Source organism: Ensifer adhaerens (assembly GCF_001270265.1).
Lineage (GTDB): Bacteria > Pseudomonadota > Alphaproteobacteria > Rhizobiales > Rhizobiaceae > Ensifer > Ensifer adhaerens_B.
Map to the genome: position 1 here is coordinate 37,015 of NZ_LGAP01000003.1, position 26,579 is coordinate 63,593.

Annotated in this window: 23 protein-coding genes and 2 pseudogenes; 12 read left to right on the plus strand and 13 right to left on the minus strand. The window is 61.5% G+C overall.

Annotated features, from left to right (window positions below; genetic code table 11):
- Nucleotides 1–25 precede the first annotated feature (25 nt).
- Entirely contained in the window at nucleotides 26–727 is a 702-nt protein-coding gene (locus AC244_RS08910; protein ID WP_053248479.1) for a winged helix-turn-helix transcriptional regulator, read from the minus strand.
- 172 nt (nucleotides 728–899) lie between these two features.
- Between AC244_RS08910 and AC244_RS08915 the strand changes: the two genes are divergently transcribed.
- Nucleotides 900–1,565, plus strand: a complete 666-nt coding sequence (locus AC244_RS08915) for a DUF1326 domain-containing protein (protein WP_053248480.1) — start codon at nucleotides 900–902, stop codon at nucleotides 1,563–1,565.
- A 103-nt stretch (nucleotides 1,566–1,668) separates the two neighbouring features.
- Here AC244_RS08915 and AC244_RS08920 read toward each other — a convergent pair whose 3' ends face one another.
- From AC244_RS08920 to AC244_RS37475, 6 genes are all read right to left on the minus strand, one after another.
- Nucleotides 1,669–1,860, minus strand: a complete 192-nt coding sequence (locus AC244_RS08920; protein ID WP_053248481.1) for a DUF6494 family protein — start codon at nucleotides 1,858–1,860, stop codon at nucleotides 1,669–1,671.
- A 209-nt stretch (nucleotides 1,861–2,069) separates the two neighbouring features.
- Nucleotides 2,070–3,143, minus strand: a complete 1,074-nt coding sequence (locus tag AC244_RS08925) for a lipocalin-like domain-containing protein (RefSeq protein WP_053248482.1) — start codon at nucleotides 3,141–3,143, stop codon at nucleotides 2,070–2,072.
- Complete coding sequence (locus AC244_RS08930; protein WP_053248483.1) at nucleotides 3,133–5,544, minus strand: FtsX-like permease family protein; 2,412 nt, start codon at nucleotides 5,542–5,544, stop codon at nucleotides 3,133–3,135. The genes AC244_RS08925 and AC244_RS08930 overlap by 11 nt, the downstream gene beginning before the upstream one ends.
- Complete coding sequence (locus tag AC244_RS08935) at nucleotides 5,541–6,239, minus strand: ABC transporter ATP-binding protein (protein WP_082366791.1); 699 nt, start codon at nucleotides 6,237–6,239, stop codon at nucleotides 5,541–5,543. Before AC244_RS08935 ends, AC244_RS08930 begins: the two co-directional genes overlap by 4 nt.
- A 168-nt stretch (nucleotides 6,240–6,407) precedes the next feature.
- Nucleotides 6,408–7,079, minus strand: a complete 672-nt coding sequence (locus tag AC244_RS08940; RefSeq protein WP_053248484.1) for a protein-L-isoaspartate(D-aspartate) O-methyltransferase — start codon at nucleotides 7,077–7,079, stop codon at nucleotides 6,408–6,410.
- A gap of 143 nt (nucleotides 7,080–7,222) precedes the next feature.
- Entirely contained in the window at nucleotides 7,223–7,369 is a 147-nt protein-coding gene (locus tag AC244_RS37475) for a hypothetical protein (RefSeq protein WP_202596060.1), read from the minus strand.
- A gap of 488 nt (nucleotides 7,370–7,857) precedes the next feature.
- On the opposite strand from AC244_RS37475, the pseudogene AC244_RS37965 reads away from it, so the two are divergent.
- The 4 genes and pseudogenes from AC244_RS37965 to AC244_RS08960 form a co-directional block, all read left to right on the plus strand.
- Nucleotides 7,858–8,214: pseudogene (locus AC244_RS37965) on the plus strand (adenylate/guanylate cyclase domain-containing protein); the annotation flags it as partial.
- A 171-nt stretch (nucleotides 8,215–8,385) separates the two neighbouring features.
- Nucleotides 8,386–9,558, plus strand: a complete 1,173-nt coding sequence (locus AC244_RS08950; protein WP_234716905.1) for a tetratricopeptide repeat protein — start codon at nucleotides 8,386–8,388, stop codon at nucleotides 9,556–9,558.
- Nucleotides 9,559–9,798: 240 nt separating this feature from the next.
- A complete protein-coding gene (locus AC244_RS08955) occupies nucleotides 9,799–12,321 on the plus strand; it encodes a heavy metal translocating P-type ATPase (protein ID WP_082366792.1) in 2,523 nt (840 codons plus the stop codon).
- Between the two features lie 155 nt (nucleotides 12,322–12,476).
- Nucleotides 12,477–12,947, plus strand: coding sequence for a copper chaperone PCu(A)C (locus AC244_RS08960; RefSeq protein ID WP_053248486.1), 471 nt, complete (start codon nucleotides 12,477–12,479; stop codon nucleotides 12,945–12,947).
- A 70-nt stretch (nucleotides 12,948–13,017) separates the two neighbouring features.
- Here AC244_RS08960 and AC244_RS08965 read toward each other — a convergent pair whose 3' ends face one another.
- A complete protein-coding gene (locus AC244_RS08965; protein ID WP_053248487.1) occupies nucleotides 13,018–14,223 on the minus strand; it encodes a ZIP family metal transporter in 1,206 nt (401 codons plus the stop codon).
- A complete protein-coding gene (locus AC244_RS08970) occupies nucleotides 14,220–15,347 on the minus strand; it encodes a multicopper oxidase domain-containing protein (RefSeq protein WP_152975895.1) in 1,128 nt (375 codons plus the stop codon). Before AC244_RS08970 ends, AC244_RS08965 begins: the two co-directional genes overlap by 4 nt.
- Before the next feature lie 194 nt (nucleotides 15,348–15,541).
- On the opposite strand from AC244_RS08970, the gene mntR reads away from it, so the two are divergent.
- Entirely contained in the window at nucleotides 15,542–16,027 is a 486-nt protein-coding gene (gene mntR / locus AC244_RS08975) for a manganese-binding transcriptional regulator MntR (protein ID WP_053248488.1), read from the plus strand.
- 213 nt (nucleotides 16,028–16,240) lie between these two features.
- Here mntR and AC244_RS08980 read toward each other — a convergent pair whose 3' ends face one another.
- A complete protein-coding gene (locus tag AC244_RS08980; RefSeq protein ID WP_053248489.1) occupies nucleotides 16,241–17,314 on the minus strand; it encodes an alkene reductase in 1,074 nt (357 codons plus the stop codon).
- Nucleotides 17,315–17,418: 104 nt separating this feature from the next.
- Between AC244_RS08980 and AC244_RS08985 the strand changes: the two genes are divergently transcribed.
- Nucleotides 17,419–18,288: a LysR family transcriptional regulator gene (locus AC244_RS08985; RefSeq protein WP_053248490.1), complete on the plus strand. Its 870-nt coding sequence runs from the start codon at nucleotides 17,419–17,421 to the stop codon at nucleotides 18,286–18,288.
- A gap of 56 nt (nucleotides 18,289–18,344) precedes the next feature.
- Here the strand turns inward: AC244_RS08985 and AC244_RS38595 are convergent, their stop codons facing one another.
- The 3 genes and pseudogenes from AC244_RS38595 to AC244_RS09000 form a co-directional block, all read right to left on the minus strand.
- The gene (locus tag AC244_RS38595) at nucleotides 18,345–18,533 is read right to left on the minus strand and encodes an SDR family oxidoreductase (protein WP_082366793.1); all 189 of its coding nucleotides are present in this window, start codon (nucleotides 18,531–18,533) and stop codon (nucleotides 18,345–18,347) included.
- Nucleotides 18,534–19,295, minus strand: coding sequence for a pirin family protein (locus tag AC244_RS08995; protein WP_053248492.1), 762 nt, complete (start codon nucleotides 19,293–19,295; stop codon nucleotides 18,534–18,536).
- Nucleotides 19,296–19,331: 36 nt separating this feature from the next.
- Nucleotides 19,332–19,923: pseudogene (locus AC244_RS09000) on the minus strand (isochorismatase family protein).
- On the opposite strand from AC244_RS09000, the gene AC244_RS09005 reads away from it, so the two are divergent.
- The 5 genes from AC244_RS09005 to AC244_RS09025 all read left to right on the plus strand — a co-directional run bounded on the left by AC244_RS09005 (nucleotide 19,873) and on the right by AC244_RS09025 (nucleotide 26,516).
- On the plus strand, nucleotides 19,873–20,985 hold the full coding sequence (locus AC244_RS09005) for a LysR family transcriptional regulator (protein ID WP_234716883.1): 1,113 nt from the start codon (nucleotides 19,873–19,875) through the stop codon (nucleotides 20,983–20,985). The pseudogene AC244_RS09000 and the gene AC244_RS09005 sit on opposite strands and share 51 nt — an antisense overlap.
- Nucleotides 20,986–21,025: 40 nt before the next feature.
- Nucleotides 21,026–21,397, plus strand: a complete 372-nt coding sequence (locus AC244_RS09010) for a hypothetical protein (RefSeq protein WP_234716884.1) — start codon at nucleotides 21,026–21,028, stop codon at nucleotides 21,395–21,397.
- Nucleotides 21,398–21,514: 117 nt separating this feature from the next.
- Nucleotides 21,515–21,919, plus strand: coding sequence for a FixH family protein (locus AC244_RS09015; RefSeq protein ID WP_053248494.1), 405 nt, complete (start codon nucleotides 21,515–21,517; stop codon nucleotides 21,917–21,919).
- Entirely contained in the window at nucleotides 21,916–23,343 is a 1,428-nt protein-coding gene (locus AC244_RS09020) for an efflux RND transporter periplasmic adaptor subunit (RefSeq protein WP_053248495.1), read from the plus strand. The genes AC244_RS09015 and AC244_RS09020 overlap by 4 nt, the downstream gene beginning before the upstream one ends.
- On the plus strand, nucleotides 23,340–26,516 hold the full coding sequence (locus AC244_RS09025) for an efflux RND transporter permease subunit (RefSeq protein ID WP_053248496.1): 3,177 nt from the start codon (nucleotides 23,340–23,342) through the stop codon (nucleotides 26,514–26,516). The genes AC244_RS09020 and AC244_RS09025 overlap by 4 nt, the downstream gene beginning before the upstream one ends.
- The last annotated feature ends 63 nt before the right edge of the window (nucleotides 26,517–26,579 follow it).

The following is a 26,579-nucleotide window of genomic DNA, read 5'->3' on the forward strand; positions in this document are numbered from 1 at the left end:
CACCGCGATAAGCCCCACCAAACCGCTACGCGGAAACCGGCTTCTTTTCCGTCGCGAAGGGGCTCAGGCCAAGCCAGGCATGCATCTGGTTGGCGACCTGACGATCGCCGGTGAGCACAAGCTTTCCATCGCTCATCGCCTGACGGACGGTCGCCTGCCCCATCCAGATCGCAGTCATGGTACGCAGGTCGGTGGTGACGTAAAGGTCGATATCGAAGCCGGGATCGACCGAGCAGAGATCCACCTCGGCGCCGGGCTCGATGAGAAGCCACCACTTCCGGCGAGCGGCAGGCAGCTCGGGGTATAGGAACTGAATCACGCAGCGTCGCGGCGGCAACGTTGTGGGCTCGAGATTGCGGTGCATGTCCCACATCAGCAGCGACGGATCGAGATGTTGCAGCGAGACATCGGCTTCGAACCAGCGCTGGCCCCATATGCCGATAGCCTCGACCACCGGCTTTAAGTCCCGTCCGGCAGGCGTTAGGTGATATTCAAGAATTCCCGGCTCGGTCCGCGAAGCAACACGACGGACGATGCCGGCCCCCTCGAGATCGCGCAGCCGCTTGACTAGGAGCGCCGGCGACATGCGCGGCACGCCGCGGCGCAGATCGTTGAAGCGGGTCGAGCCGGCCACCAATTCACGCAGGAGCACGACTGTCCAGCGCGTGCACAGCACCTCGGCAGCCAACGCTACCGGACAGAACTGTCCATAGCTGGCTTGTGCCATGATGAACCTCCTCACCAAGTTCATCTGACGTTACGGCAGATGGCGAATCTTGGCTAGTTCAGATTCTATACCGGGGCACTTCAATTCCTGAACTAGAGCTCGCTTCCTCCCTTGTGCGATATCCGTGATGGTTGCGCCAACATCAGCGCTCAAGGATGGGAGGATCACGGGAATGGCGGACCAATGGCTTTTCAAGAGCGAAACCTACGATAACTGCAGCTGCGCGATGAATTGCGGTTGCCAGTTCAACTTGCCGAGCACCCATGGCTATTGTCAGTCGGCCTTTATCGGCAATATCGTTGAAGGCCACTTCAAAGACACGCCCCTCGTGGGCCTGAATTGGGCGGCGCTGTACAAGTGGCCCGGCGAAATTAAGGACGGAAACGGCCGGCGTCAGATCATCATCGACGAGCGTGCGGATGAGGCTCAACGGTCCGCGCTAGAAACCATCATTTCGGGCGCGGCGTGCAGACCATTGAGCAATCTCTTTGCAGTCTTTGATTCAACATGCTCGGATTTTTGCGAGACGTTGTTCCTGCCGATCGATCTCAAGGCGGACTTGGATGCACGAACCGCGAAGGTCGCGATCCCTGGCGTCTTAACGAGCAGCGCCAGCCCGAAAATCAACGAGTTCACGGGCGAGCCATTCCACATCGCTCTGGCACGACCGAGCGGCAGCTTCGAGTTTACCTACGCGGAACTCGGGCTCGGTACGACCTCGGTCACCGGTGATATGGAAATGGCGTTCGAAGATTCATGGGCGCATTTTTGTGTTCACCACTTTAATCAGGATGGCTTGGTTCGAGAAAGATCAAGGCTCACGGCATGGCTTGGGTAGTATCGCCAGCTGAGTCCAAGGGGATGAGACATGTCGATTGATGCTGCCATCGAGAGCGCCCTCAGGCGCGAAACGGACGGTTCGCTTGATCGTTTCGCCGGGCCTATGGAAGTTCGATTTCGCCGTCCACCACGTGTTGGAGGCCGGTGCCTTCCGACGTCAGCGTCATGCGGACCTTCAGCTTCTTGCCGCCGATCTGCCCTTCGCGCACTGTCTCCTCGATCTTGCGCTGCGAGGTGATGCCGACTTCCTTCAGGAACTTGCGGATCGACATGTTGAAGGCGTCTTCGCTCATGGCAGAACTCCTCTGTGTCCGGAAATCATTCCCATCATCGAATAGTGCCCTCGGTAACATCACAGCCTTGCGCAGAGCGCGGGGCACATGTCTCCAGCGGGCGGATGGCTGGCGCTGCTCCGCGTCGCACGATGATGAAGGAGATCGCCCGGGTCCTTGGTTCGATTCCGTTCACATCAGGATTTTGAGGTCAAGGGCTATCTAGGTGTTTAGTACCCAGTCATCTCCAGATACCCCCTCCCGCCGACGTTGCCGCCGAAGCTGATCGGGCCTTCCCAATACGGTGTGGACGTAGACATCCATGCTTGGTCGTTCAACGGTGTGGTTGTGACGTCAAAGCCGCGACTGGGAATTCGTACGTTCCAGGCCACTGGAATCCGACGCCCTGCGACCTTGGCAGTCCGGACGGGAACGATCTGGAGAGCTCCCGCGGGTAAGGGCTCCGGTCGCCCCTCGGCAGTGATCCAGGTCGCCGAGGTAAATCCCTCTCCAGCGTCTCGAAGACGGAAGCCCATGAGCTTCTCCCCTGTATCGAGATGCAGCGAGAACCAGTCCCAACCCGTCTGATCTTCCGCGAGCGGCTGTGACGACCACTCGCGGTCAAGCCAAGCCTTCCCCGTCACCGCGACATTCCCGGTGGGCAGCGCAAGCGAGCCGGTCACCGCGTAGAACGGTTGCGAATAATAGTAGCTGGCCTGTCCCTTCGCTGATTTCACCGAATAGCCGTTATCGCCATGCGGCACGAGCGGGCCGGTGGCCGACAGGCGGAGTTCGTAGCCGAAGTCCTTTGCGGCTGCAGTCACGTTGAGATCGGCCAGCTGATCCGATCCCGGGGCTGCAAGTCCCTTCATCTGCCAGTCATCGATCCAGGCCGAGAAAGGCTCCGCGACGACGCCAGCCTGCCCCACTCCCCCGCGTGAAATACGTTCTGCCACAAAGTGGTCTCCGGAAGTCGTGACGGCTGCGTGACCCATCCAAAGCTGTGGGCTCGACCACCCGCTCGCCTCCCGTGGAGCAAGCGCTGACCGGAAAAGGGTCCACTGCGCTCCGTATCGCGTCCCGTCGGGAGCTTCAAGATTGGCCGTTAGATACCACCACTCTATCCGGAAGTCCGGATGTGGGCCGTGGTCAGCGGGGAAACGGAACAGCAGGCCGGGCTGCGGAACCGAAAACCCTTCGGCCGCCGAGCCGAGGCCAGCAAACCCCTCGGAGGCGGCTTGGCTTCCGGACAAGCTCGCCATGGTCATTACCGCCAAGGCGAACGCAATCGATCTAACGCTCATTGGCGAATACCTTCAGAAGGTCCGACGGCGCGAGTCCCGCCAGCCGGCGAAGCGGGATGAATACGGAAACGACCGCAGCGGCGAGCACGACGAGACCGAGCCTGACCCACTCATAAGGAAAGATATGCATCGGCAGACGCCAGCCGAAGGCTTCGACGTTCACCACCGCGAGAAGCACCCACGCCAGCGCCAGACCGAGTGGCAAAGCGGCAATAAATGTCACCAACCAGAGCACCAGGGTCCTCAGAAGCTCAAGAAGGGCGAGATCGCGTCTTGTGATCCCCATGGCCCACACGGGCGCAAGCTGCGGGAGGCGCATTTCCGAAAGCGTGAGGAGGCTCGAGAACATAGCTAATGCCGCAACCCCAAGTGTGAATATGTTCAACGCGCCTGTGACCAAAAATGTGCGATCGAAGATCCGCCGTGACTGTTCCTTCAGTGCCGCCTGATCGACGACGTTATCCGGTGGTAGTCCGAATTCGTCCGAGAGCCTCGATCGTAGGTCCGCAACCTGATCAGGCTGGATCCGCAGACCGTAGCGTAGGCGCGAGACCTGCGGGTAGCGAGAGGTCAGGGCGTTTATTCCGGCGATGACCTGGCCCTTTGGGTTTCCGTAATCCGAATAGACGCCGACAACCGTCGACTTCCAGTCGCTGGCCAGATCCAGCTGATCGCCGATGCGGAGCCGGTCCCGCCTCCAGAACTGTTCGTTGACCAGCACGCCTTGACCGGACGCCACCCGATCCCAGACGTCCGGCAAGCCAACGATCAGGGGCCAGTGCTTCCTGTAGGTCGGATCGTCAACGACACCGAAGATCTGCATCGGCTGCCCCCGGATCTCGGCATCTACGCTGGAGATCGGCAGCACCGATTCCACCTTCGTTGCGAGCCATGTCCTGAGCCTGTCTGCCTCGCCCTCGTTCCGGGCAGCGACGTAAAGCTCGGCGGCGAGACGTTGGTCGAGCCAGCCGACGAACGTGAGACGGAAGCTCGACACCATGGTTCCGACGCCGACGTTTGCCGCCAGAGCAAGAAGCAATGCCATGAGCGCAAGGGAAAGTCCGGGGAGCTGCTGCCGCGCATCGGCCCAGAACCACGTGACGAGCGCGCGCGAAGACGTCCGCTGCATCACGGTGAGGAATCCGGAGAGCACGGTGGGGAGAAGTAGCGACGCCCCGAGCAGAAGACAGCCAAGAACGCCAAAGCCCGCCTCAAGTCCTTCAGCCCACAGAAGAAGAGCTCCCGAGAGGGCTAGCAAAGCCGCTGCGGCCAGCACCTGAAACCGCCGCCCCGCTTGCCACGATCGCCCCCAGGTCTGGGGCTGGGCCGCCGCGAGCAAAGGCACCCTCGTCAAGCGCAACAGGCTCTGTGCCGACGAAACCAATGTTCCGGCCACCGCGATGGCAAAACCAGAAACCCACCACTCCGGACGCAGGGAAAGCGTGCCGGGCACGCTGGCTCCGTAGAGTCCTTCGAGGGTTGCGGCCACTCCGGGCAGCAGCAGCGACGCGACCAGATATCCGATAGCGACTCCGACCGCCCCGGCGGCGAGGGCGAAAAGGACTAGCTCGGCGAGCAGCAGAACCGCAAGCACCCTCAACGAAACGCCAAGACAGCGAAGGGTTCTGAAGGTCGGCCGCCGTTGCTCGAAGGCGAGGCCGATCGTCGAGTACACGATGAACAGCCCGACGGCGAAGGCGAGTAAACCGAAAGCCGTCAAATTGAGATGGAAGCTCTCGGTAAGATGCTCGACGTCGGTTTCTGCATTCGGCTCGCGAACTGAGAGCGTTGGAACAAGCTTTTCAAGCGGCTCCAGACCGGAACGTTGGTTTTCGGCGACCACAATCCGACTGAGTTCGCCGTCTCTTCTTAGTAGCCTCTGGGCCAAACCAATATCGACGAAGGCGGCCCCGTCCAGCATCCGATCCGAAACACGCAGTGCGAGGTCGGTCTGCCCTCGTATTTTCTCCGCTGTTCCAGCAGAGACAACCAGCGTGCCCGGAGGCGAGATGAAGGAAAGCAAGTCCCCGGCATTCCCCAGATCGATGGTCTGCGCCTCCGCTGGCATCGTCAGGGGCTCGATGCCGATCACCCTTAACCGGGTGGTTCCGAACCGATAGTCCCCCTCCACAACTGGCGACACGTTCCAGCCCGCCCGTCTGAGCCGCACGAAGGCGGACTGAGGAACCGAGCTGCCGTTTGAAGAAACCAGGTTCGCCAAACCATTCTGGTCGAGTACAACCGCGGCGCGGGTGTAGCTCGCGCGGGCTTCTGCGTTGATCGCCTGCACTCCGGACCACAGGGCCGTCGCCAGCGCCAGGCCCGACAAGAGAGCGCCGAACTGCAGCGGCCGTCGTCGCCAGTGCGACAGGAGTGCCGTGGCTACGGTCCAAGTCGTCATGTGATTTTCCCGGACCGCAAATGGACCTGCCGATCGAGCCAATCCGCCAGTCTACGCGAATGCGTCGCCATGAGCAGCGTCGATCCGGTTCCCTTCGAAAGCGAGAGCATCAGCTCCAGGACAGCGTCTCCGTTGGCCTCGTCCAGATTTCCTGTGGGTTCGTCTGCCAGAACCAAGCCGGGACGCGCGGCGAGCGTCCGTCCGATCGCCACTCGCTGCTGTTGTCCGCTGGAAAGCTGCTCGGGATATCTGGTCAGCAATGTCCCGATTCCGAGGCGCTCCACCAGTTCATTTTCCCAAGCGGGATCGTGGCGTCCCGCAAGCTTGGCGTGGAAGGCTATGTTCGCCGCCACGTCCAGTGAGGGGACAAGGTTGAACTGCTGAAATACGAGGCCGACTTCTGTCCGCCTGTAGCCGGCGCGTCCCCGGTCATCCAGCTTGGAGATGTCGCGGCCCCCGATCACGATCTCGCCTGAGTCCGGGCGGTCGAGGCCGGCTACGAGATGCAGCAGGGTGCTCTTGCCGCTGCCAGACTCCCCTGTCAGGGCAACGCTGTCTCCCGCGCCGAGATCGAGATCGATCCCTCTCAACACTTCAAGCCGCCCTTCGGCAGTCTCATAGGACTTACTAAGATTGCGGAGTGCGATCACCATGGCGGCCAAGATCAGGACGATTGCACATATGTAACGCTCCATGGCCGCTTGGAAAGGCCCACGGCGAGGAGATGCGAATGCCGACCCCTTCGAAGGTCGGGTTCTTCGCAGATCGGCTCGTCGCAAAGAAGCCGAGCGTCTGCATGGGCGAGGCAAACGGTCGTTCAGAGTAGTCTGTGATGGGTCTATTGCGCCAAATGTCCACGCGCATCAGACCGTCTCGAGCCGGCTGAACCGAACCGGGATGAGTTGCCGCGCCGCGAGTTGTCCCGCCGAATCCTTATCGATGACAGTCAGAAACTGGTGTTCAGAGCCCACAGGAAGAACCAGACGGCCCATTGGCTTGAGCTGCTCAAGCAAAGCCGGCGGCGCCTCCTCGGCCGCCGCCGTGACAAGGATCTTGTCGAATGGCGCGCGCTCAGGCCAACCGCGAGACCCGTCGCCGATACGAATGCCGACATTTGACATGCCGAGGCCCCGGAGGAGAGCCTCGGCATGGTTTGCAAATTCCTCGATGATTTCGACGCTCCAAACTTGCCCGGCGAGTTCCGCGAGGATTGCGGTTTGGTAGCCCAAGCCGGTGCCGATCTCGAGCACTGCCTCATGCGGTTGGGGAGCAAGGAGATCGGTCATGAGAGCGACCATGAAGGGCTGCGACACGGTTTTATCGAAGCCGATCGGCAGCGGCATGTCCTGGTAAGCAAAGGGCGCAGCCGGTGCGGGCACGAAGAGATGCCGGGGCACCCGCAGCATCGCTGCCATCACCCTTTCATCGAACGCCGCCTTGCCCAGTTCTTCGCTTTCAAGGTCGGCATAGATTGCAATCACCTCGACCATGTGCCTGCGCAGAACCGCGAGGTGCTTTTCGTTCATTGGCTTCATGAGCGCGGGTCTCCTCAGCCAGTTGGCTGCCAGCTAGGCTTCTCACATTAAAGGGCCATGGGTATACGATCGCAAGATCAAAAGGCGAACAATGGCCCCAGCGATCCTTGGCGCGTCGTAAGAACATGGCGAAAACGCGACCCTCACGATCGCTGGAGCAGGTGGAAGACATAGCCGTAGCTGCCGCCAGCCGAGTTGAAGATCTCGATTTCCTTCAACGTCTCCTGCGCGAACGATCGCACTGCGAGATCCTTGTGCCCGATGAGTGCCGCGGCGCGCGGCTCGAGCACCTCGTAATAGCCTTCGATCCATGCTTCTGGCGGCAGGGTGTGCGTGCCCAGAACGCGGTAGCCGATCGCGTCAGCGAGCTTGATGTCTTGTCGAAGGTCCGCTTAGGGTCGATCTTCATCTTCCTCAGAGCGCGTGCACGCGTCCGAGCCGGCCCTTAGACGCGCGCACCAGCGGGATGTTTCCGTTCTGTGCTCAAAAGATCGCATGATGTGTCAACGGGAGCGCGATCCTGAGAATGCCTCTTTCAGCTGGCCAGTGGCCCGCCGATGCTTGTCGTCATCGTTGCGAGGAGGCGGACCCAGCCAACCTGCGCATCGTGCCGCGTATCATCCCCAGTAATGGCGAAACGTTGTTGCTTGAAGGCGAGACTACCGCAGCGTAACCTCGTCCTATGTCGGACGATGGCGAACCGATCTTCATTTCTGCCGGACCCGAAAGGAAGCTGGCAGTGATTCTTGCGGCTGATGTCGCAGGCTACAGTCGCTTAATGGAGCGCGACGAGGAGGGCACTCATGAGCGACTGCAGGTGTTGTTGCGCGATGTCGTTCGGCCGGCCGTGGAAATACACAGGGGGCGTATTGTCAAAACGGCAGGGGACGGGCTCCTCGTGGAATTCGCGAGCGCCATTGAAGCGGTGCGCTGCGCCGTAGATCTCCAGCGAGCGATTGCCGAGCGGAACAGAGGTGTTGCCGAAGACCGCCGACTGACATTCCGCATTGGCATCAATCTTGGTGACATCCTGACTGACCACGATGACTTGTTCGGGGATGGGGTCAATATCGCTGCGCGACTGGAGGCGATGGCTGAACCAGGGGGTGTACTTATAAGCCACACTGTCCATGAGCACGTCGAGCGCAAGTTGCCGGTCCACTTTGACGATCAGGGTGAGTGCGCGCTGAAGAACATCAGCCGACCCATCCGGGTGTACCGAGTTGGCTGGGAGGCCATGCTGGCACACCCCGCACCCCTAGCGCTGGAGGTTTGGAACTCAGGCGTCTCGGTGGAACTCCCGCAGGTGGCTTCGATCGCCGTCTTACCGTTCACCACGATGAACAGCGACGTGGAGCAGGCATATTTTGCCGATGGTCTCGCCGAAGACCTAATTACCGATCTTTCCAAGGTTCAAGGCCTATTGGTGATCGCCCGTCATTCGAGCTTTGCCTACCGGGACCGATCGAGCGATCTGCGCGTGATCGGCAGAGAGCTTGGCGTTCGCTATCTCATCGAGGGCAGTGTGCGGAGGGCATCAACGCGCGTGCGGATCAATGCGCAGCTGATCGATGCGTCCAACACGAGCTGTCTGTGGGCTGAGCGGATCGATCGCGATTTGGCGGACATCTTCACACTGCAGGACGAAGTCACCGCTAAGATCATCAACGCTCTTGCCGACGTTCTGCCTGCGGCGAGACCCTTTCCTAAGCGTAGGGTAACCGATCTCGAGGCCTATGACCTGTTCGTGCGCGGGCGGGCGCTGGCGACGCAATCACTTCGGGAAACCAGAGCGGCGCGCCCACTGCTGTCCAAGGCCATCGAAATTGATCCGGACTTTGCAGCGGCACACGCTTGGCTCGCGATGAGTCACCATTTCGGTGCGTTGTACTGTGGTGAGCCTGTCGAGGAACATCGCAAGTTAGCTCGATCTGCTGCCCGAAAAGCCGTGGAAATCGATCCGGAAAATGCGGACGCCCACATCGTTCTGGGATTCCTGCGGGCTTACGAGGGTGAACTCGAAGCAGGTGTGGCCGAATTCGAACAAGGGCTTCGGCTGAACGCCAATCATGCCGAGGGCTGGGCCATGCTTGCCGATCTCAGGGTGTTCGAGGGGCGGGCTACGGAAGCGATTGAATGCGCACAGAACAGCTTTCGTTTGAACCCATATCCTCCCGGAGACTATTTCTCGTTTCTCGGCTGGGCCCAATATGCCGCCGGTCGATATAAGGATGCCGTCGAAACGCTTCGCAACCCATTGGCAGGTGGACCTGGCGCAAAACGCAATCTCGCGGCGGCGTTGGCGCAACTTGGGCGGACAACGGACGCGTGCAAAGTGGCGAGAAAATTCCTTGCGGAGTTTCCGCATTTTGACGCCGGAGAGTGGGGGAAGACGCAACCGTTCCGCCACGATGCGGATCGCCAGCATTTTATCGAAGGTTATCTCAAGGCGGGCCTGCCAATTCGAGGACTCGGGTAAGCAGGCGATGAATCTGCGATTGTCAGATCGCTGCGGCATCCGAACCTGCGGTCAACGGGCGCATCAATTTCTCATCAAGCGGCAAGGCCATGCCCAATACGGATCTCCGGGGACGGCCGGGCCACACTCTAAAATCCGCTAACCTGCGCATGACGAATTTCACTCGGTCGGCGATTTTCACTTGCACCTCTAGTAGCTAGAGGTCGTACACAGGCTCACGAACAGCATGAGGATTGATCGATGAGCGGACCGCTGCAGACGAGATTCAGAGTTGAGGGTATGGACTGTGCTTCATGTGCGAGCAAGATCGACGCCGCTGTCAGGCGCATGCCTGGAGTCTCTGATGTCTCGGTATCTGTTACGGCTGGCACGATGACAGTAAGCCATGATGGCAGCAGCGATCTTGATGCAATCGGCCCAAAGCTGTCCCGGCTCGGCTACAAGGCGAAAGCCATCGAAGCAAGGCCCAGCGTGATCGGCGAGCCGAAACCGGGCCACGCGCACGGACCCGGCTGCTCGCATTCACACGACGACCACGATCACACGCATGCGGCCGTCTCCCAACCAAGCAGCAGTCAAACCCGTTTTCGTGTCGGCGGAATGGATTGCGCCTCCTGCGCCAGCAAGATCGATACCGCCGTCCGCCGCCTTCCGGATATCGAAGAGGTGAGTGTGTCGGTGACCTCAGGCACGATGACTATCACCCACGCGCCCACGGCAGACCTCGATGCTCTGCAGAAGAAGGTATCGGGCCTCGGCTACTCGATCGCGCCGATTGTCAGGACCGCAAGGGTCTCGGCTGCCCCAACCCCGGCAGCCGGTGAACACGCGGGCCACGAGCATGAGGCATCTTCCGGAGCGGAAATCGAAGGCCTGCACGGACACGACCATGGGCCAAGCGAAGGCCTTTGGTGGCGAAGCAAAAAAGGTCGGCTGACGATCCTGGCCGGAGGCTCGCTTGTCGTGGCCTATGGCATCGGCCATCTTTTCCCGGCGATCGAGACCTACGCGTTCATGGTCGCTATGTTGGTTGGGCTCGTTCCGATCGCCCGACGCGCCATCATGGCCGCATTCGCCGGGACGCCGTTCTCGATCGAAATGCTCATGACCATCGCGGCGGTCGGGGCGCTGGTCATCAACGCCACCGAGGAGGCCGCCGCGGTTGTCTTCCTGTTCCTCGTCGGCGAACTGCTCGAAGGTGTCGCCGCCGGCAAGGCGCGCGACAGCATCAAGTCGCTGACCGCGCTGGTGCCGAAGACAGCACTGTTGGAGGTGGGTGGAAAGACCCGCGAGGTTCCGGCTGAAACACTCGCCGTCGGATCGATCATCCTCGTCCGACCCGGAGATAGGATCTCCGCCGACGGCGTGATCGTCGCTGGTGAAAGTTCGGTAGACGAGGCTCCCGTGACGGGCGAGAGCGTTCCGGTCCGCAAGGGTGTCGATGACCTAGTCTTCGCGGGCACCGTGAACGGCGACGCGGCGCTGCGCGTACGCGTGACGGCCGCGGCCCAGGACAACACGATCGCCCGCGTCGTGCGCCTCGTCGAGGAAGCGCAAGAATCGAAGGCTCCGATGGAGCGCTTCATCGACCGCTTCTCACGCTACTACACGCCAGGCGTCGTCGTAGTTGCCGCACTCGTCGCCATCATACCGCCGCTCTTCGCCGGCGGCGTCTGGAGCGAATGGGTGTACAAGGGCCTTGCGGTGCTCCTGATCGGCTGCCCATGCGCGCTTGTCATCTCGACCCCGGCGGCCATTGCGGCGTCGCTGTCTTCGGGTGCCCGCCGCGGCCTGCTCATGAAGGGTGGAGCGGTCCTCGAGGGACTTGGAAAGCTGACCGCCATCGCCTTCGACAAGACGGGCACGCTTACGGAGGGCAAGCCCAAGGTGACGGATGTCGTGCCGTTCGGCCGCAACGTGGAAGATGTGCTGCGCTACGCTGCCGCGCTCGAGACCGGATCCAGCCATCCACTCGCACTCGCCATCCTCGACAAGGCAAACGAGGACGGGATCGATGCTCCGGCCGTCACCGAGGCGAAGGCGCTTGGCGGCAAGGGCGTCACAGCGGTCGTGGACGGCGTGGAAGTGTTCTTTGGCTCTCCGAAGGCTGCCGCCGAACGCGTGACGGTGCCGATGGCGCACTCCAGGAAGATCACATCGCTCAACGACGAGGGAAAGACGGTGTCGGTGCTGATCGTCGGCGACGTCCTCGCAGGGGCCATCGCGATGCGCGACGAGCCGCGGCTCGATGCCGTTGCGGGGCTGAAGGCCCTGACCGATGCGGGCATCAAGACGGTGATGCTGACGGGCGACAACAAGCGGACTGCCACGGCCATCGGCGCGCAGCTCGGTATCGAGGTCCGTGCCGAGCTCATGCCCGAAGACAAGCAGCGGATCGTCGGCGAACTGAAGAAGGACGGCTACGTCGTCGGCAAGATCGGCGACGGCATCAACGACGCTCCGGCGCTTGCGGCTGCCGATGTCGGGATCGCGATGGGTGGGGGCACCGACGTTGCCCTCGAGACGGCTGACGCGGCTGTGCTGCACGGTCGGGTAGGGGATGTCGGCCTTATGGTCGATCTCTCGAAGCGGACGATGCAGAACATTTTCCAGAACATCACGATAGCGCTTGGGCTGAAGGCCGTGTTCCTAGTGACCACCATCATCGGCATCACTGGGCTATGGCCTGCGATCCTCGCCGACACAGGAGCAACCGTTCTGGTCACGATGAACGCGCTGCGGCTGCTGCGCCCGATCAGGTGAGGCGTCCGTGATGTCCAGCGTAGTCGGCGTCGTTTCGGTGTGGAATCCGATGCAGTTGTTCGGCTATGGAGACCTCTGATGGGATTCGACTGGTCCGCGTGTGGAGAATACTGAATGAAGTCCAGGATCGTAGAAACAGGCGGGTCGCGGCTCTCATGCTTGCGCTCGCGGTTCCCGGCATTTCCGCCGCGCACGATTTCAAGGCCGGAAGCCTGGAGCTGAAGCATCCATGGTCGGCCAAGGCACCTCCGGTGGCTCCGGTACTTGGCGGATATCTGACCATCGTGAACACAGGCGCGGAGTCTGATCGCCTGCTGGGCGGGAGCACACCGGTGGCCGCGCGCCTGGAGATCCACGAGTCCTCGATCGTCGACGGGGTCGCGAGGATGCGGCCTGCGAAGGACGGGATCGAGATAGCCCCGGGCGCGACCGTCAGCCTCCAGCCGGGCGGTGCGCATATCATGCCCTTCAACCCCAAGGGGCGGCCCGCCGAGGGGGAGAAGTTCAAGGCTACGCTGCAGTTCGAGAAGGCGGGCTCGGTCGAGGTCGAATTCGTGGTCCAGGGCAAAGGTAAAGTCACTGCGACGCCGCCCGCCGAGGATCACAGTGCCCATGGCAAACCATGACGCCGCATCGGCGTAACGGATAAGCTGCTGCTGCGCGGCGCTCTCGCAGGTCCATCTGTTGGCGATGGCGTCAGATCTTGACGAGCATGGCGGTCGCGTACATGAACGCTAGCCCGGCCGCGATACCGCTCAAAGCTGCAGGTGTCAGAACCTGAGTGTAGCTGGCCCGGTCGCTGTCGCTCCTGGCAAGCAGGCCCGTGACTTCCAGTATGACCTGCGCGATAGCACCAGCGCCGATCGCCAGAGCAATTGCGGTCCACTGCGGCGCGACGGCGAGGCTTCCGAGCCAGATCCCGAAGACCGCGGGGCCGCCGGCGAGCAATGTCAGGCCGAGAAAATGAACGAGCTTCGGGCGGACTTTCAGGAGGGGGGCGGCGATGCCGATCCCTTCGGTGATGTTGTGAAGCGTGAAGCCGAGCACCAGGAACGTCCCGAGCCCCGCCGCGCCCGCCGCAAACGCAGCACCGATGGCCAGACCTTCGCCGAAATTGTGCAGTCCGATGCCGAGGGCGATATAGGCCGCAAGCGCAAGACCGGTCGGTGAACCCTGGCGGCGGCCGATCGCGACGAGCATGAGGAAGCTGGCCACCGCTGTCAGGATCACCATCACGCTGCCCTGGAAAATCGCCGCCGACGCGGTCGCGAATTCCAATGCTTCTTGGATAGTGTCGACAAACAGGAAGGCAAGGAGACCGACGGTCATCGCCAGCAGGAACGTCATGGTGTTGCGGCCCGCGCCGCGCAGCGCCGGATAGCACAACAGTCCGATTGCCACTGGCAGGATTCCGACGAAGGCTCCGAGCAGTGCTTGGGAAACAAGTGCGTTTCCGCTGACCTTCGGCGTAGGGACGGCCACCGGAATTTCGTGATCGAAGGTCGCACCAGTGTTGGTGACGAATGTGACCTTGTGCGCCTCACCGAGAACCCACGGGAAGGGGATCGCCACCCAGGCAGTGTCGCCGCGCGGTATCGTTCCGGCGGGTTCCTGAGTGAACTGCCAGTAGGCGGCGTCGACCTGCACCTGCGCGATCGTCATCGGTTCCGATCCGCCGCCGCGCACCTTGAGCCGCAGACCGTTTTCATCGAGCACGGTTCGTTCGATCGTCAGGTTCTCGACAGGCGGGGCACCGTTGTTGAAACCTCGCAGGGGGTCGCTCTGCAGCAGCCACAGCACTGCGGCGATCAGCACGATCAGCGGTAAGACGAGCCACAGAAGATGCCGTGGGGTCGGCGCGACGGTGGAGACCGGGCGGAAGTTGCGCGGGTTCTCGTTCATGACAGCGTCTCCACGACATCGAACATGCCCATCCAGCCGAGTTCGGCGAATTCGGACTGGTGGGCGTGGAACATGTAAAGCCCGACTTCGTGCTCCCTGTAGGTGAACTCCAGGATGCCGCGTTGTGCCTGGCATTGCATGATAAGATCGACCGTCCGCAGCGTCGGGGTCAGCGTCGTTCCCTGGTCGAAGTAGTCAAAAAAGTTCCCATGGAGGTGGAACGAGTTGATTGGGTCGAACTCGGTGATGTTGACCAGATAGATCCGTACCGGCCTCCCTTTTTCGACCTTGATCGGTTCCTTCGTATAGCAATGGGCGATGGTGTTGCAGGCATAGAACTCGTTCTCACCATCGAAAGTGGTGTCGAAGGCGTTCATGACCATCGCCATCTCCTGCCACTCGACATTTTCCGGCGAACCGAGGAGGCGGGATTTTGCCATTTCGGCATTCTCTGGGTGACGCGCCGGGTCCGGGTCGATGACGAAGATACCGTACATACCCTTGTGAATGTGCCTCGCCAGAGGAAGGGCATGGCAGTGATAGAGATGGCAGCCGAAAGGTCTGGCATCGAATTCATAGACGAATTCGTCTCCGGGCGCGATCACGCCCGCGCCGGGCACTCCATCCATGCGAGCCGAGTGGATGCCATGGAAGTGCATTGAGTGGGGATGGGATCCGTTGTTCCTGAAGACGATCTTGAGCCGCTCCCCCTCGGTGGCGCGGAGCGCCGGACCCGGCACGCGGCCATTGTAGGTCCAGGCGGGAAACATCACGCCGGGCGCGATCTCGATCTCCTTATCCTCGGCGGTGATTTCGAAGGTCCGGAGCTTTCTTCCGTCCGGCAGATCGGTGACCGTGCCGGTGTACCAGTCCGTCAGCATTTTCGTCGGATGGAAGCCATTGCGTTCATTGTCCACCGTCCCGACGGTGATCATCGCCCCGTGCCCGGACTGATGGGAGGGCACGGCGGCGGAACTCTGCGCCCCGGCTGCCGTTGCATGGTTGCCGTGGTTTTCCTGAGCCACCGTGTTGGTGGAGCAGATCGCTGTCGCGCCGATCGTCGCGGCACCGCCGCCCAACAGCAGGCTCCGTCTGCTCAATGCCGCCTGCGCCCATCTCAACATGTTGGCTCCGCCCTCAATTAGCAATTTACAAGAAATAGAGCATAGGAGGTTGATTATAGCAAGTGCTATAATTTGATGGAGATGCTTAGTGCCGCTGCCGCTCTCGCACGCAATGAATATTCGGTGCTGGATTGAAAAATAGCCTTGGCTATACTATCTCATGGTCATAGCACTTCCATACAAGGAACATTGGATTGTCGAAGCATGAGAAAATCGGGCCCGAGGTGGAATCGAGCCTGATCAATGCAGACGCGCAGGTCGAGAGCTTCCGCCAGACGCGGAACAATCGCCGGACCGAACTCGTCGAAGACTATGTCGAACTCATCGCCGACCTGATCGAGGATGGTGGGGAAGCCCGCCAGGTTGATATCGCCCAGCGTCTGGGGGTGGCCCAGCCGACCGTCGCCAAGATGCTGAAGAGGCTTATTTCCGAGGGCTACATCCAGCAGCGCCGCTACCGCGGCATCTTTCTCACGGAGGCCGGCCAGAAGCTCGCGGAACTCTGCCGCGAACGGCACCATATCGTCGAATCCTTCCTGTGCTCGATTGGCGTCTCGCCGGAAACGGCACGCATTGACGCGGAAGGAATGGAGCATCATGCCAGCGCGGAGACGCTCGAGGCGTTCAAGGCCTTTCTAGCCCGCGCCACGCCACCGCGCCGCGTCGCAGGTCAGGCGTGATCGGTCTCGCAGAGGTCGTGGTTCGCAAGCGCCTGTGGGTGAAGAAGGGTGGCGAGGATGTGAGGCCCTTCGAATAACCATTTCCCAAACCCGCCACGAGCCGATCGTCGAGCCTCTCGTGGGGTCCCGGACGCTGGGAAATCAGGCGGCTATAAGAAGGCCCAGCCGGTTTGCACCGGCTGGGCCCGATTTTTCTCGTTTCCGGCTGCTGCATTATGCCGCCTGGGTGGCCTCAAGCTCCGGATAGTCGATGTAACCTTTCGCGTCGCCGCCGTAGAACGTAGCCTTGTCAGGCGAATTGAGAGGCGCATCCTTCGCAAAACGGACGGGCAGGTCGGGATTGACGAGAAAGGCAGCGCCGAATACGGTCGCATCGGCTCGGCCCGCATCGAGGGCAACCTCGGCGGAAGTCTGGTCGAGCCCGCCTCCCATCAGGTACGTGCCTTTGAAGCGAGGCTTGAGAAGCGCGTGGTAGTCGATCGGCGCGCCGAAGAGTGCGACATGAAGATGGGCAAGGCCAAAGACATTCAGCTTGTCCACCAGTTCCCAGTACGTCGCCTGCGGGCTCTCGTCGACGATGCCGTTGAAGTTCATCTCCGGAGAGATCTTCAGGCCCACGCGATCGCCGCCGGCTTCCTCAACAATGGCTGCCAGCACTTCGAGGATGAACTGTGCGCGGTTGGCCGTCGATCCGCCGTATTCGTCCTTGCGTTTGTTGCTTCCGGACGCCAGGAACTGTTCCGGGAGGTAGCCGGAAGCGCCGTGAAGTTCGACGCCGTCGAATCCGGCCTCGATAGCGCGTCGCGTGGCGGTGCGATATCTGGAAATGACCTCGTGGATTTCGGCGACCGTCAGTTCGTGCGGGGTCACAAAGTCCTGCTGACCGGTTGCCGTCCAGGTCTGACCCGGAGGCTGGATCGCCGACGGCGCGACAGGCAGCGCGTTTCCGGGCTGCATCGAAGGATGCGAAATCCGTCCGCAATGCATGATCTGCATGAAGATGCGGGAACCGCGGGCATGGACAGCATCCGTCACACGCTTCCAGGCCTCGACCTGGGCGTCGGTCTCGATGCCAGGCGTGCTGACGTAGCCCTTGCCGTTTGCCGACGGGTAGACACCCTCGCTGATGATCAACCCGGCGCCGGCGCGCTGGCTGTAATAGGTCGGCACGATATCGTTGATCACGCCGTCACTGTCGTTCGCGCGGGATCGCGTCATCGGAGCCATGATGACGCGGTTGGAGAGTTCGTAGCGACCGAGGCGAACAGGGGTGAAGAGTTTGCTCATGTGTGGCAGTCCTTGCTGATTGCGTCCTCATACAGATGGCTGCTTCACGAAGAGCGATAAAGTGGCTAAAATGGAAATGATTGATCCATTGGTGAGGCAATTCATTGGAGCTGCTGAACGACATGGCTCTGTTCGTCGAGGTTGTGAAGGCGAAGAGCTTCCGCGGAGCCGCAGAGGTCATCGACGTCCCGAATTCGACCCTATCGCGCCGTATCAGCGCCTTAGAGAAAGCAATCGGGCTCAGGCTCCTGCACCGGACGACACGCCGGATCGAACTGACGGAAGCCGGGCAGATCTATTTCGAACGATGCAAGCGCATCGTCGATGAGGCTAGGCTCGCCCACGAACAGCTCGGGGAGATGCTGGAACAGCCCAGCGGGCTTCTCAGGGTTTCCTTGCCCGTGGACTTCGCCAACACCTATCTCGCGCCGCTTATCGCCGACTTTGCAGGTCTTTACCCCGGCATCACGTTCGAGTTCGACCTGACGCCGAGACGCGTCGATCTAGTCGCAGAACCTTTCGACGTCGCCATCCGGATGGGCGAGCCGGAACCCTCTCACATGATCGCGCGCCCGCTCGCCCGCCTGTCTCCCCATCTCTTCGCGTCACCTCGGTATCTGGAACGCAACGGGGAACCGACGAAACCCTCAGACTTGGCCGAACATCAATGTCTCTACATGCTGAAGACGAAGGTGTGGACGCTTCACAATGGCAAGGAGACGGTGGAGGCCGAGATCGACGGGCGGTTCCGCCTCAACAGCGTGGGGATGATCAGACGTCTCGCTTCGCTCGACATGGGGATCGCCATGCTCCCAGACGAGATCGTCTCCGAGGAGCTGGCCGACAACCGGTTGAAGCGGATCCTGCCAGGCTGGTGCGGGGCGCAGACGCCCGTCTACGCAATCACGGAGACGAGACTGCTGCCAGCGAAAACCCAGCGCTTCATCGAGTTCCTTAAAGCGCGGCTGAAATAGAAAGACCCCGCTCGCCGTTGCGGGCAGCGGGGGAATGTCATCGCAGTATTGACCCTTCAGTTCCGGACGTTGCCGCCGTCTGCCGCAATGGTCTGGCCTGTCACGAAAGACGAGTCCTTCGAGCACAGGAACAAGATCACGCCGACGATGTTGGAAAGTCTGACCGATGCCGGCGGCGGCTCCGGTGACGACGGCAGTTCCTTTGGACGCGATGATATTCTCCACTTGCATCTGCATTCGAGCAATCAGCCGCTCATCGTACCTTCACGGGAGTAATTCGAACTCCGGTCCACGAGGAAGACGACAAGGTCCGAGCCCACGGCTGCCGTCACCATCGCGGTCTGATCCGCCGCAATCATGAGTGCCGCATGCTTTCCGATCCGCTGCTCACCGACCGATGCCTCGCCGTTGAAGACGTAGAGCCATCGGTCGAAGCCGACCTTTGATGGCACGTCGATGCTTTGGCCAGCCGACAGGCGAATGTCGTAGAGGTACATTGCCTGGCGGACGAAAGTTGGAGCGGTCGCACCGACCGGACCCGTCAGGAGCCGCCATTGACCATCACGCTGCGCCTCGTTGAGTTCGACGAACTGGACTTCCGGCTTCATCTCAGCCGCCTGGGGTCGGACGAAGATCTGGAGCATCTCGATCTGATCGTTGCCGACCACTTCCTCCTCGTGGGACAAGCCGTGGCCGGCATTCATGACCATGAGGCGATCGGAGGATATGACCTCGCTACGTCCGGCGGAGTCGGTATGCTTCATCCGGCCAGCACGCATGTAGCTTATGATCTCATCATTGCGATGCTCATGCATCCTAACGACGAGGCCGGGCTGCAGCTTGGCGTGGTCGATGGTTCCCAGCCCGCCGAATCCCGCGTCGCTGGGTTGTCCCAGTGTGATGCCGGGACGGATACGGCGAAGCTGGAACGGCCCATGCGCCCGCTGCTGATGGGTTTCGGGCGGTACGATCGCGGCCCCTCGGATCGGAGTTGCTTTTGCAGTCATATCTTTTCTCCTTTCGAAAGCGCGGGCGCGTGTCGGTTACGAATTGATGGGCGGAAGAACGTCGGTGAACAGCAACTGGATCAGCTTCTGTCCGTTTTCAGTGCCCCAGTTCTGGGCTAGTTCGGCGATCATGGTGTTGGTCGCGGTCAGGATTACACCAGCGTCCTGCATGCGGCGGCGCGACATGTCTTCGGACAGCTCGTAAGGCGAGCCGGGCGTCCATCACGGCCTGTACGCTGTAGCCTTCACTGACGGCGTCGATCGCTGGGAATACCAGGCAGACGTCCGTCGTGACGCCGGCCATTATGAGGTTCTTGCGTCCGGTCGCTTCGACGGCGGCCCTAAAGTTGGCGTCGGTCCAGGCGTTGACGATGCCCTCGCGCTTCACGCGCTTTTCGAAGGCGACCGGAAGGATTTGCTGCAGTTCAGGCAGCAGAGGACCCTGGACACCGTCTTCCTGGCTGGACGTCAGCACGGTCGGGATGCCGAGGATGTTGGCGGCCTTGGCCAGCGCCAGCGACATGCGCTTGGCCTGCTCGACGTCGATGTTCTTGATAAGTTGCATCGTGCCGACCTGATGATCGATCAGAAGCAATGCGGAATTCTCGGGTGTGAACAACTTGGACATGATGTGATCTCCTTGTTTCGAAGAGCGTCATCGCTCGCCAGTGAAGTTAATGCTGAAACGATGATGCGAGGAGACTTGAAAACGGCGCACCTTATGTTCCATTTATGGAACATGAAGACGTTCGGAGACTTCGACGGCCTCGCCCTGTTCATCCGTATCGTCCAGGCTGGCGGTCTGGCCGCGGCCGAGCGGGCCACCGGCATTTCCAAGGCCACCCTCTCGCGGCGACTGTCGGCGCTGGAGGCCACCCTGAACGTTCGTCTCGTCCGGAGGACAAAGAAGGGCGTCGTCCTGACAGAGCACGGACAGCAGCTCTATGACCGGAGCCGTGAGGCTTTCATGGTGGCCGAAGAGGCGGTAGCGGGAGTGCAGGACGAAAAAGTGGCGCTCTCCGGCACAGTCCGCCTGTCCCTTCCGCCGGACATCGCGACAGAAGTCCTCGCCCCGGCGTTGGTCCGCTTCAAGTCCCGCTATCCGGACGTGATCATCGAAATGACACTTGCGGACAGAAGGGTCTCCTTGGTCGAGGAAGGATACGACCTCGTCGTAAGAATGGGGCCAGTTGCCGACTCAGGGCTGGTGTTCAAGAAGATCGCCAACCTGCCGCGGACTCTCGTCGCCAGCCCGAACTATCTGGCAACCCATCCCAACCTGAAGGAGCCGAAGGACTTGGACGATGTCCCGGCTCTCGCAATCCGTCGTGACCTGGTGGAGTGGGATCTGGGCAACGACGAGGGTGTCACAACGAAGGTTCATCCGAGGATCGGTTTTGCGGCGAACCGACAAACTATTTTGATCGATGCTGCCGTCGCCGGACTTGGCGTCGCCAACCTACCCAACTTCATGATCGAGGCCGCTCTCAGTTCGGGCGAACTCGTGCGCGTCTTGCCTGAATGGACGCCGTCGCCGGTCGAGATGACCGCGCTCTGGCAGAAGGACAGGATTACCGGACGATTGATAAAGGCGATCGTTGCCGAGTTCATCGAAGCGTTCACGACGAGGCAAGGCGTTGGACAACCTGTTGACCCACCGACTGCGTCTGTCCGTCGCAACTTTCCGTGACCGACTTCCAATCGGACTTTGCCTATGCAAGCATATACGCATGTTGTTCGTTGCCCTCCGGCGTTTTCTGCTTTCGCTCGTATTGCTCGGGATCGTGTTCGGTCCGGTGAGCGTCGGCGCGGCCGCCAGTGCAATGGCACTTCCCGGCGAAATGCAGATGGCGGCCATGCCCGGCATGGACAATCCCGACGACATGTCGTGCTGTCCGGAAAAGAAACCCGTTCAGAAGAGCGACTGCGGGAGCGCATGCCCATTAGCGTTGATCTGCTCCTCAAGCATTCTGGTGCATGAGCCGAGAACCGACGGCTGGCGGGTCAATCTTGCATGGCATGGCCTGTCGCATGACCTCCTTCAGGAAAGCCATCTGCCTTCGGCCCTTGTCGAACCGCCGGCGCGACCTCCCAAAGCCTGATTTCACCCTCCGAGTAACCGGATAGAGGCGCTACGCTGTGCAGCGATGCGTCCGCCCGATCATCGTTGTTTTTTTGAAGGACGCGGTCCGACGTGCCCGTCCTGGGTGAGATTTTCCATGACCACAAATTATCTTTCGCCGAGCGCGATCCTCGGCTCCGTGGCCATTGTGTTGGCCGCAACGACCACATCCTTCGCAGCCGCAACGGACTACGAGTTCCAGCTCGTGGAGACGCACGTCTCCCAAGGCCCCGAAGCGACTGTCGCCGCCCGCCTCATCGACAAGAGGACGGAAAAACCCGTGCCCGACGCCGTCATCTTCACGACGCGGATGGACATGGCACCCGAAGGCATGGAGGCCATGACCACGCCCGTCGAGCCGCTGCCGTCGCCCGAACCTGGCGTCTACACGTTCAAGACGAACCTGAGCATGGAAGGTGGCTGGCGCTTCAAGCTGGCGGCCAAGGTCCAGGGCGAGACCGACACCGTCCAGGGCGAACTCGTTTTGCAGGCGACGCCGTGAATACGTCCAAATTCCTGCTCTTCGTCAGCTCCCTCGCCATCGCCGGCGGGGGAGGGTACGTGGCTGGCACGCGTGGCCTTGCCCCGGAACTCAGCGCATTTCTCTCCGGGTCCGCGCTCGGGGAGACCATCAGTCAAAGACCCGCACCGACGGGCGAAGTCATCTACTACCAGCACCCGGACGGAACGCCGGAATATTCAGCCACTGCGAAATCGACAGCGGACGGTCGGGCCTTTCGGGCCGTGCGGCAAAGCGAAGACGTGAGCTTCGAGCCGACAAAGGCGGTCGCGACCCACGCGGATGCCGGCTCGTCCGGTGACACCAGGAAGATACTGTACTACCGGAACCCGATGGGACTGCCGGACACCTCCAAGGTGCCGAAGAAGGATTCCATGGGCATGGACTACATTCCCGTCTTCGACGGTGACGAGGAAGACAGTTCGATCGTCAAGGTGTCCCTGGGCAAGCTGCAGCGCACGGGCGTGAAGACCGCCACCGCGGAGCGCAGCGTGATCGCCCGCGAGGTGCGCGTACCGGGAACAATCGCCTTCGACGAGCGCCTGATCCGGATCGTCTCGATGCGGGCGGACGCCTTCATCGACGACGTCGCCAATGTCACGACCGGCGACCGCGTGCGCAAGGGTGACGATCTCTTCCATTTCTACTCGAAGGATATAGCGAGGGCCGGGGCCGAGTACGCCACCGAACTCCTGAGCGGCGGCAAGGCGAACGCCAACGTTGGAGCGGCGCTGCAACTGCGCAACCTCGGCGTCGCGGATGAAACGATCGCCGCCATTGCCAGGACCAGGGCGGTGCCACGGAGCATTCCTTATCTGTCGCCGAGCGACGGAGTCGTGCTGGAGCGCAGCGCGACGATCGGAATGATGGCCGAGGCAGGCAATGTCCTGTTCCGCATCGCCGACACGTCGCGGATGTGGGTGATCGCGGATGTCCCCGAATACGATGCCGCGTCCATCCGGCAGGGCGCTGCGGCGACGGTGACGCTCCGAAACGTGCCAGGCAGGACCTTCAACGGCATCGTCGACCTGATCTATCCGGAAGTGCAGACGCAAACCCGGACCGCCAAGGTTCGCATCGAGCTTGCGAACGCCGAAGGCCTGCTGCTCGCCAACACCTATGCCGAGGTCGACATCGACACTGGTGGGACCGAGGCGGTCGTTGCCATTCCCAACAGCGCCATAATCGACACGGGCGATCGCCAGTTGGTGTTCGTCGACAAGGGCGAGGGGCGGTTCGAGCCGAGGAACGTGTCTCTGGGCATCCGGGGCGAAGACAAGACCGAGATTCGTAGCGGGATCGATGCAGGTGACAGGATCGTGGTTTCGGCAAACTTCCTGCTCGACGCCGAAAGCAACCTCAATGCGGCGCTGAATGCGCTCGGCACCAGCGAGGACCAGCCATGATCGCGAACGTCATCGCCTGGTCGGCCCGTAACCTCGTGCTGATCGTCGTCGGCGCGGTGCTCGCCATCGCGGCGGGCATCTACTCACTACGCACGCTACCCCTCGATGCGATCCCCGACCTTTCGGACGTGCAAGTGATCGTCTTCACCGACTATCCCGGTCAGGCACCGCAGGTCGTCGAAGACCAGGTCACCTATCCATTGACGACATCGATGCTGACGGTGCCGCGCTCCCGGGTCGTTCGTGGTTTTTCGTTCTTCGGTGTCTCTTTCGTCTATGTGATCTTCGAGGACGGAACCGATCCCTACTGGGCGCGCAGCCGTGTGCTCGAGTACCTGAACGCCGCTTCAAGCCGTCTTCCAGACGGCGTGTCGCCTAGCCTCGGACCCGACGCGACGGGCGTTGGCTGGGTCTACCAGTATGCGCTCGTCGCAAAGGAGCTTTCGCTCGCGGAACTCAGATCGCTTCAGGACTGGGTTGTGCGTTTCGCGGCTTCCAAATCCGAAGGCGTTGCCGAGGTCGCGAGTGTCGGCGGCTTCGTGAAGCAGTATTCCATCGTCGTCGATCCGGCGCGACTTAAGGCCCAGAACGTCACGCTCAGGCAGATCGCCGACGCGGTGCGTGCCAGCAACCGCGATGTGGGCGGACGGACCGTCGAAATCTCCGAGTTCGAGTTCATGGTCCGCGGCAGAGGATACCTCCGGGGCATCAAGGACATCGAGAACATCGTGTTGATAATCGAGGGAGGCACGCCGCTCCGCCTCGGCGATGTCGCCCGCGTGGAGATCGTTCCGGACGAGCGGCGTGGCATCACCGAACTGAACGGCGAGGGTGAGGTCGCGAGCGGCATCGTGCTGCAGCGCTTCGGTGCGAACGCCCTGACCGTCATCGACAACGCCAAGAAAAGCCTGGATGCGATCAAGGACAGCTTGCCTGCCGGAACGGAAATCGTGCCCGTTTATGACCGCTCCGAGCTGATCAATGCCGCGATCGAGACGCTGAAGGGCACGCTGGTCGAGGAGTCGATCGTCGTCGCACTGGTGACCATCGCCTTCCTTCTCCATGTCCGCAGTGCTCTTGTCGCGATCATCATGTTGCCGATCGGCATCCTGATGTCGTTCATCGCGATGCACGCATTGGGAATCGGGGCGAACATCATGAGTCTCGGCGGCATCGCCATCGCGATCGGCGCGATGATTGACGCCGCGATCGTCATGATCGAGAACGCCCACAAGCACCTCGAACGCGCGCCGCCCGACAAGTCCCGCACCGAGGTCCTGATCAAGGCCGCGAGCGAGGTCGGGCCTGCGCTGTTCTTCAGCCTGTTGATCATCACCGTTTCGTTCCTGCCGATCTTCACACTGGAATCGCAGGAGGGCCGCTTGTTCGGGCCGCTCGCCTTCACGAAGACCTTCGCCATGGCGGCGGCCGCGCTGCTGTCGATCACGCTGGTCCCCGCCCTTATGGTTGTCTTCGTTCGCGGTCACATCGTCCCGGAGCACCGCAATCCCCTCAACCGGTTCCTGATCTGGATTTACCGCCCGGTCATATCTGGCGTGCTTCGGGCGAAGACGGTCACGATCCTGCTGGCCGTGATCGCCCTGGCCGTGACGGTATGGCCCGCGCGGCAGATCGGCAGCGAGTTCATGCCGAACCTGAACGAAGGCACGCTGATGTATATGCCGACGACGTTGCCGGGGTTGTCCGTGACGAAGGCGGCCGAGCTGATGCAGACGCAGGACAGGATCATCAAATCCTTCCCGGAAGTTGAGACAGTATTCGGCAAGGCGGGCAGGGCGCTGACCGCGACCGATCCGGCACCGACGGAGATGTTCGAGACCATCATCACCCTGAAGCCGAAGTCCGAATGGCGGCCGGGTGTGACGATCGACAGCCTCAAGCAGGAAATGGACAAGGCGCTGCAGTTTCCGGGAGTATCCAACGCATGGACGATGCCGATCCGCGCGCGCATCGACATGCTGTCGACCGGAATCAGGACGCCGGTCGGCGTCAAGGTATACGGTACCGACCTCAAGGAGATGGAGCGGATCGCCCGCGATGTCGAAACCGTCCTGAAGACGATCCCCGGCACATCGAGCGCCTATGCCGAGCGGGTGATCGGCGGATACTATCTCGACATCGTTCCGGACCGCATCGCGCTCGGGCGTTACGGCCTGAGCATCGACGACGTCCAGGAGGTCATCGGCACGGCGCTCGGCTCCGAGGTGGTCACGTCGACCGTGGAAGGCCGCGAACGCTACGGGGTGGCGGTGCGTTATCCGCGCGCCTTGCGAAGCGATCCGCAGTCGATCGCCCGCGATGTCCAAGTGGCGCTGCCGGGCGGTGGAACGGTCCCTCTCGGCGAGGTCGCCGAGGTGAAGCTGACGCGGGGTGCGACGACGATCCGGACCGAGAATGGACAACTGGCGGCCTACGTCTTCGTCGATATCGCCGGACGCGATCTGGGCGGCTATGTCGGGCAAGCACAGCAGACCGTTGCCGATAGCGTCAAGCTACCGTCCGGATACTCGGTCGCCTGGAGCGGCCAGTATGAATATCTCGAACGGGCTAAAGCGCGGCTGGCGATCGTCGTTCCGCTGACGCTCGCGTTGATCTTCCTGCTGCTCTACCTGAACTTCAAGGCGCTCGCCGAGACACTGATCGTCATGCTGTCGCTGCCGTTCGCGCTCGTCGGCGGCATCTGGCTGATGTGGTGGCTCGGCTTCAACGCCTCCGTTGCGGTCGTCGTCGGTTTCATCGCGCTCGCCGGAGTCGCGGCCGAGACCGGGGTGATCATGCTCATCTACCTCGACCAGGCCTGGAAGGAGCGGCGGTCTGGCTGCCAAGCCGAAAATCGGGACCTGACGAGAACCGATCTTCACCAGGCGATCATGGTCGGGGCGGTCGAACGCGTACGGCCGAAGATGATGACCGTCGTCGCGATCATGGCGGGCCTTGTGCCGATCCTGTGGAGCACGGGTGCCGGCTCGGAAATCATGCAGCGCATCGCCGTGCCGATGATCGGCGGCATGATCTCGTCGACGATCCTGACGCTGGCGGTGATCCCGGCGATCTACGGGCTGGTCAAGGGATGGCGGCTACCGGCGGACGCAACCGCCCGGTCGGTCGCAACCGAGGTCGCGCAGGCGGCCCTGAAGGAGGCTGCCGAGTGAAAGGAAGATGCCATGATGAACGATATGATGGGCGGCGGCATGATGTGGGGCATGGGCCTCGCG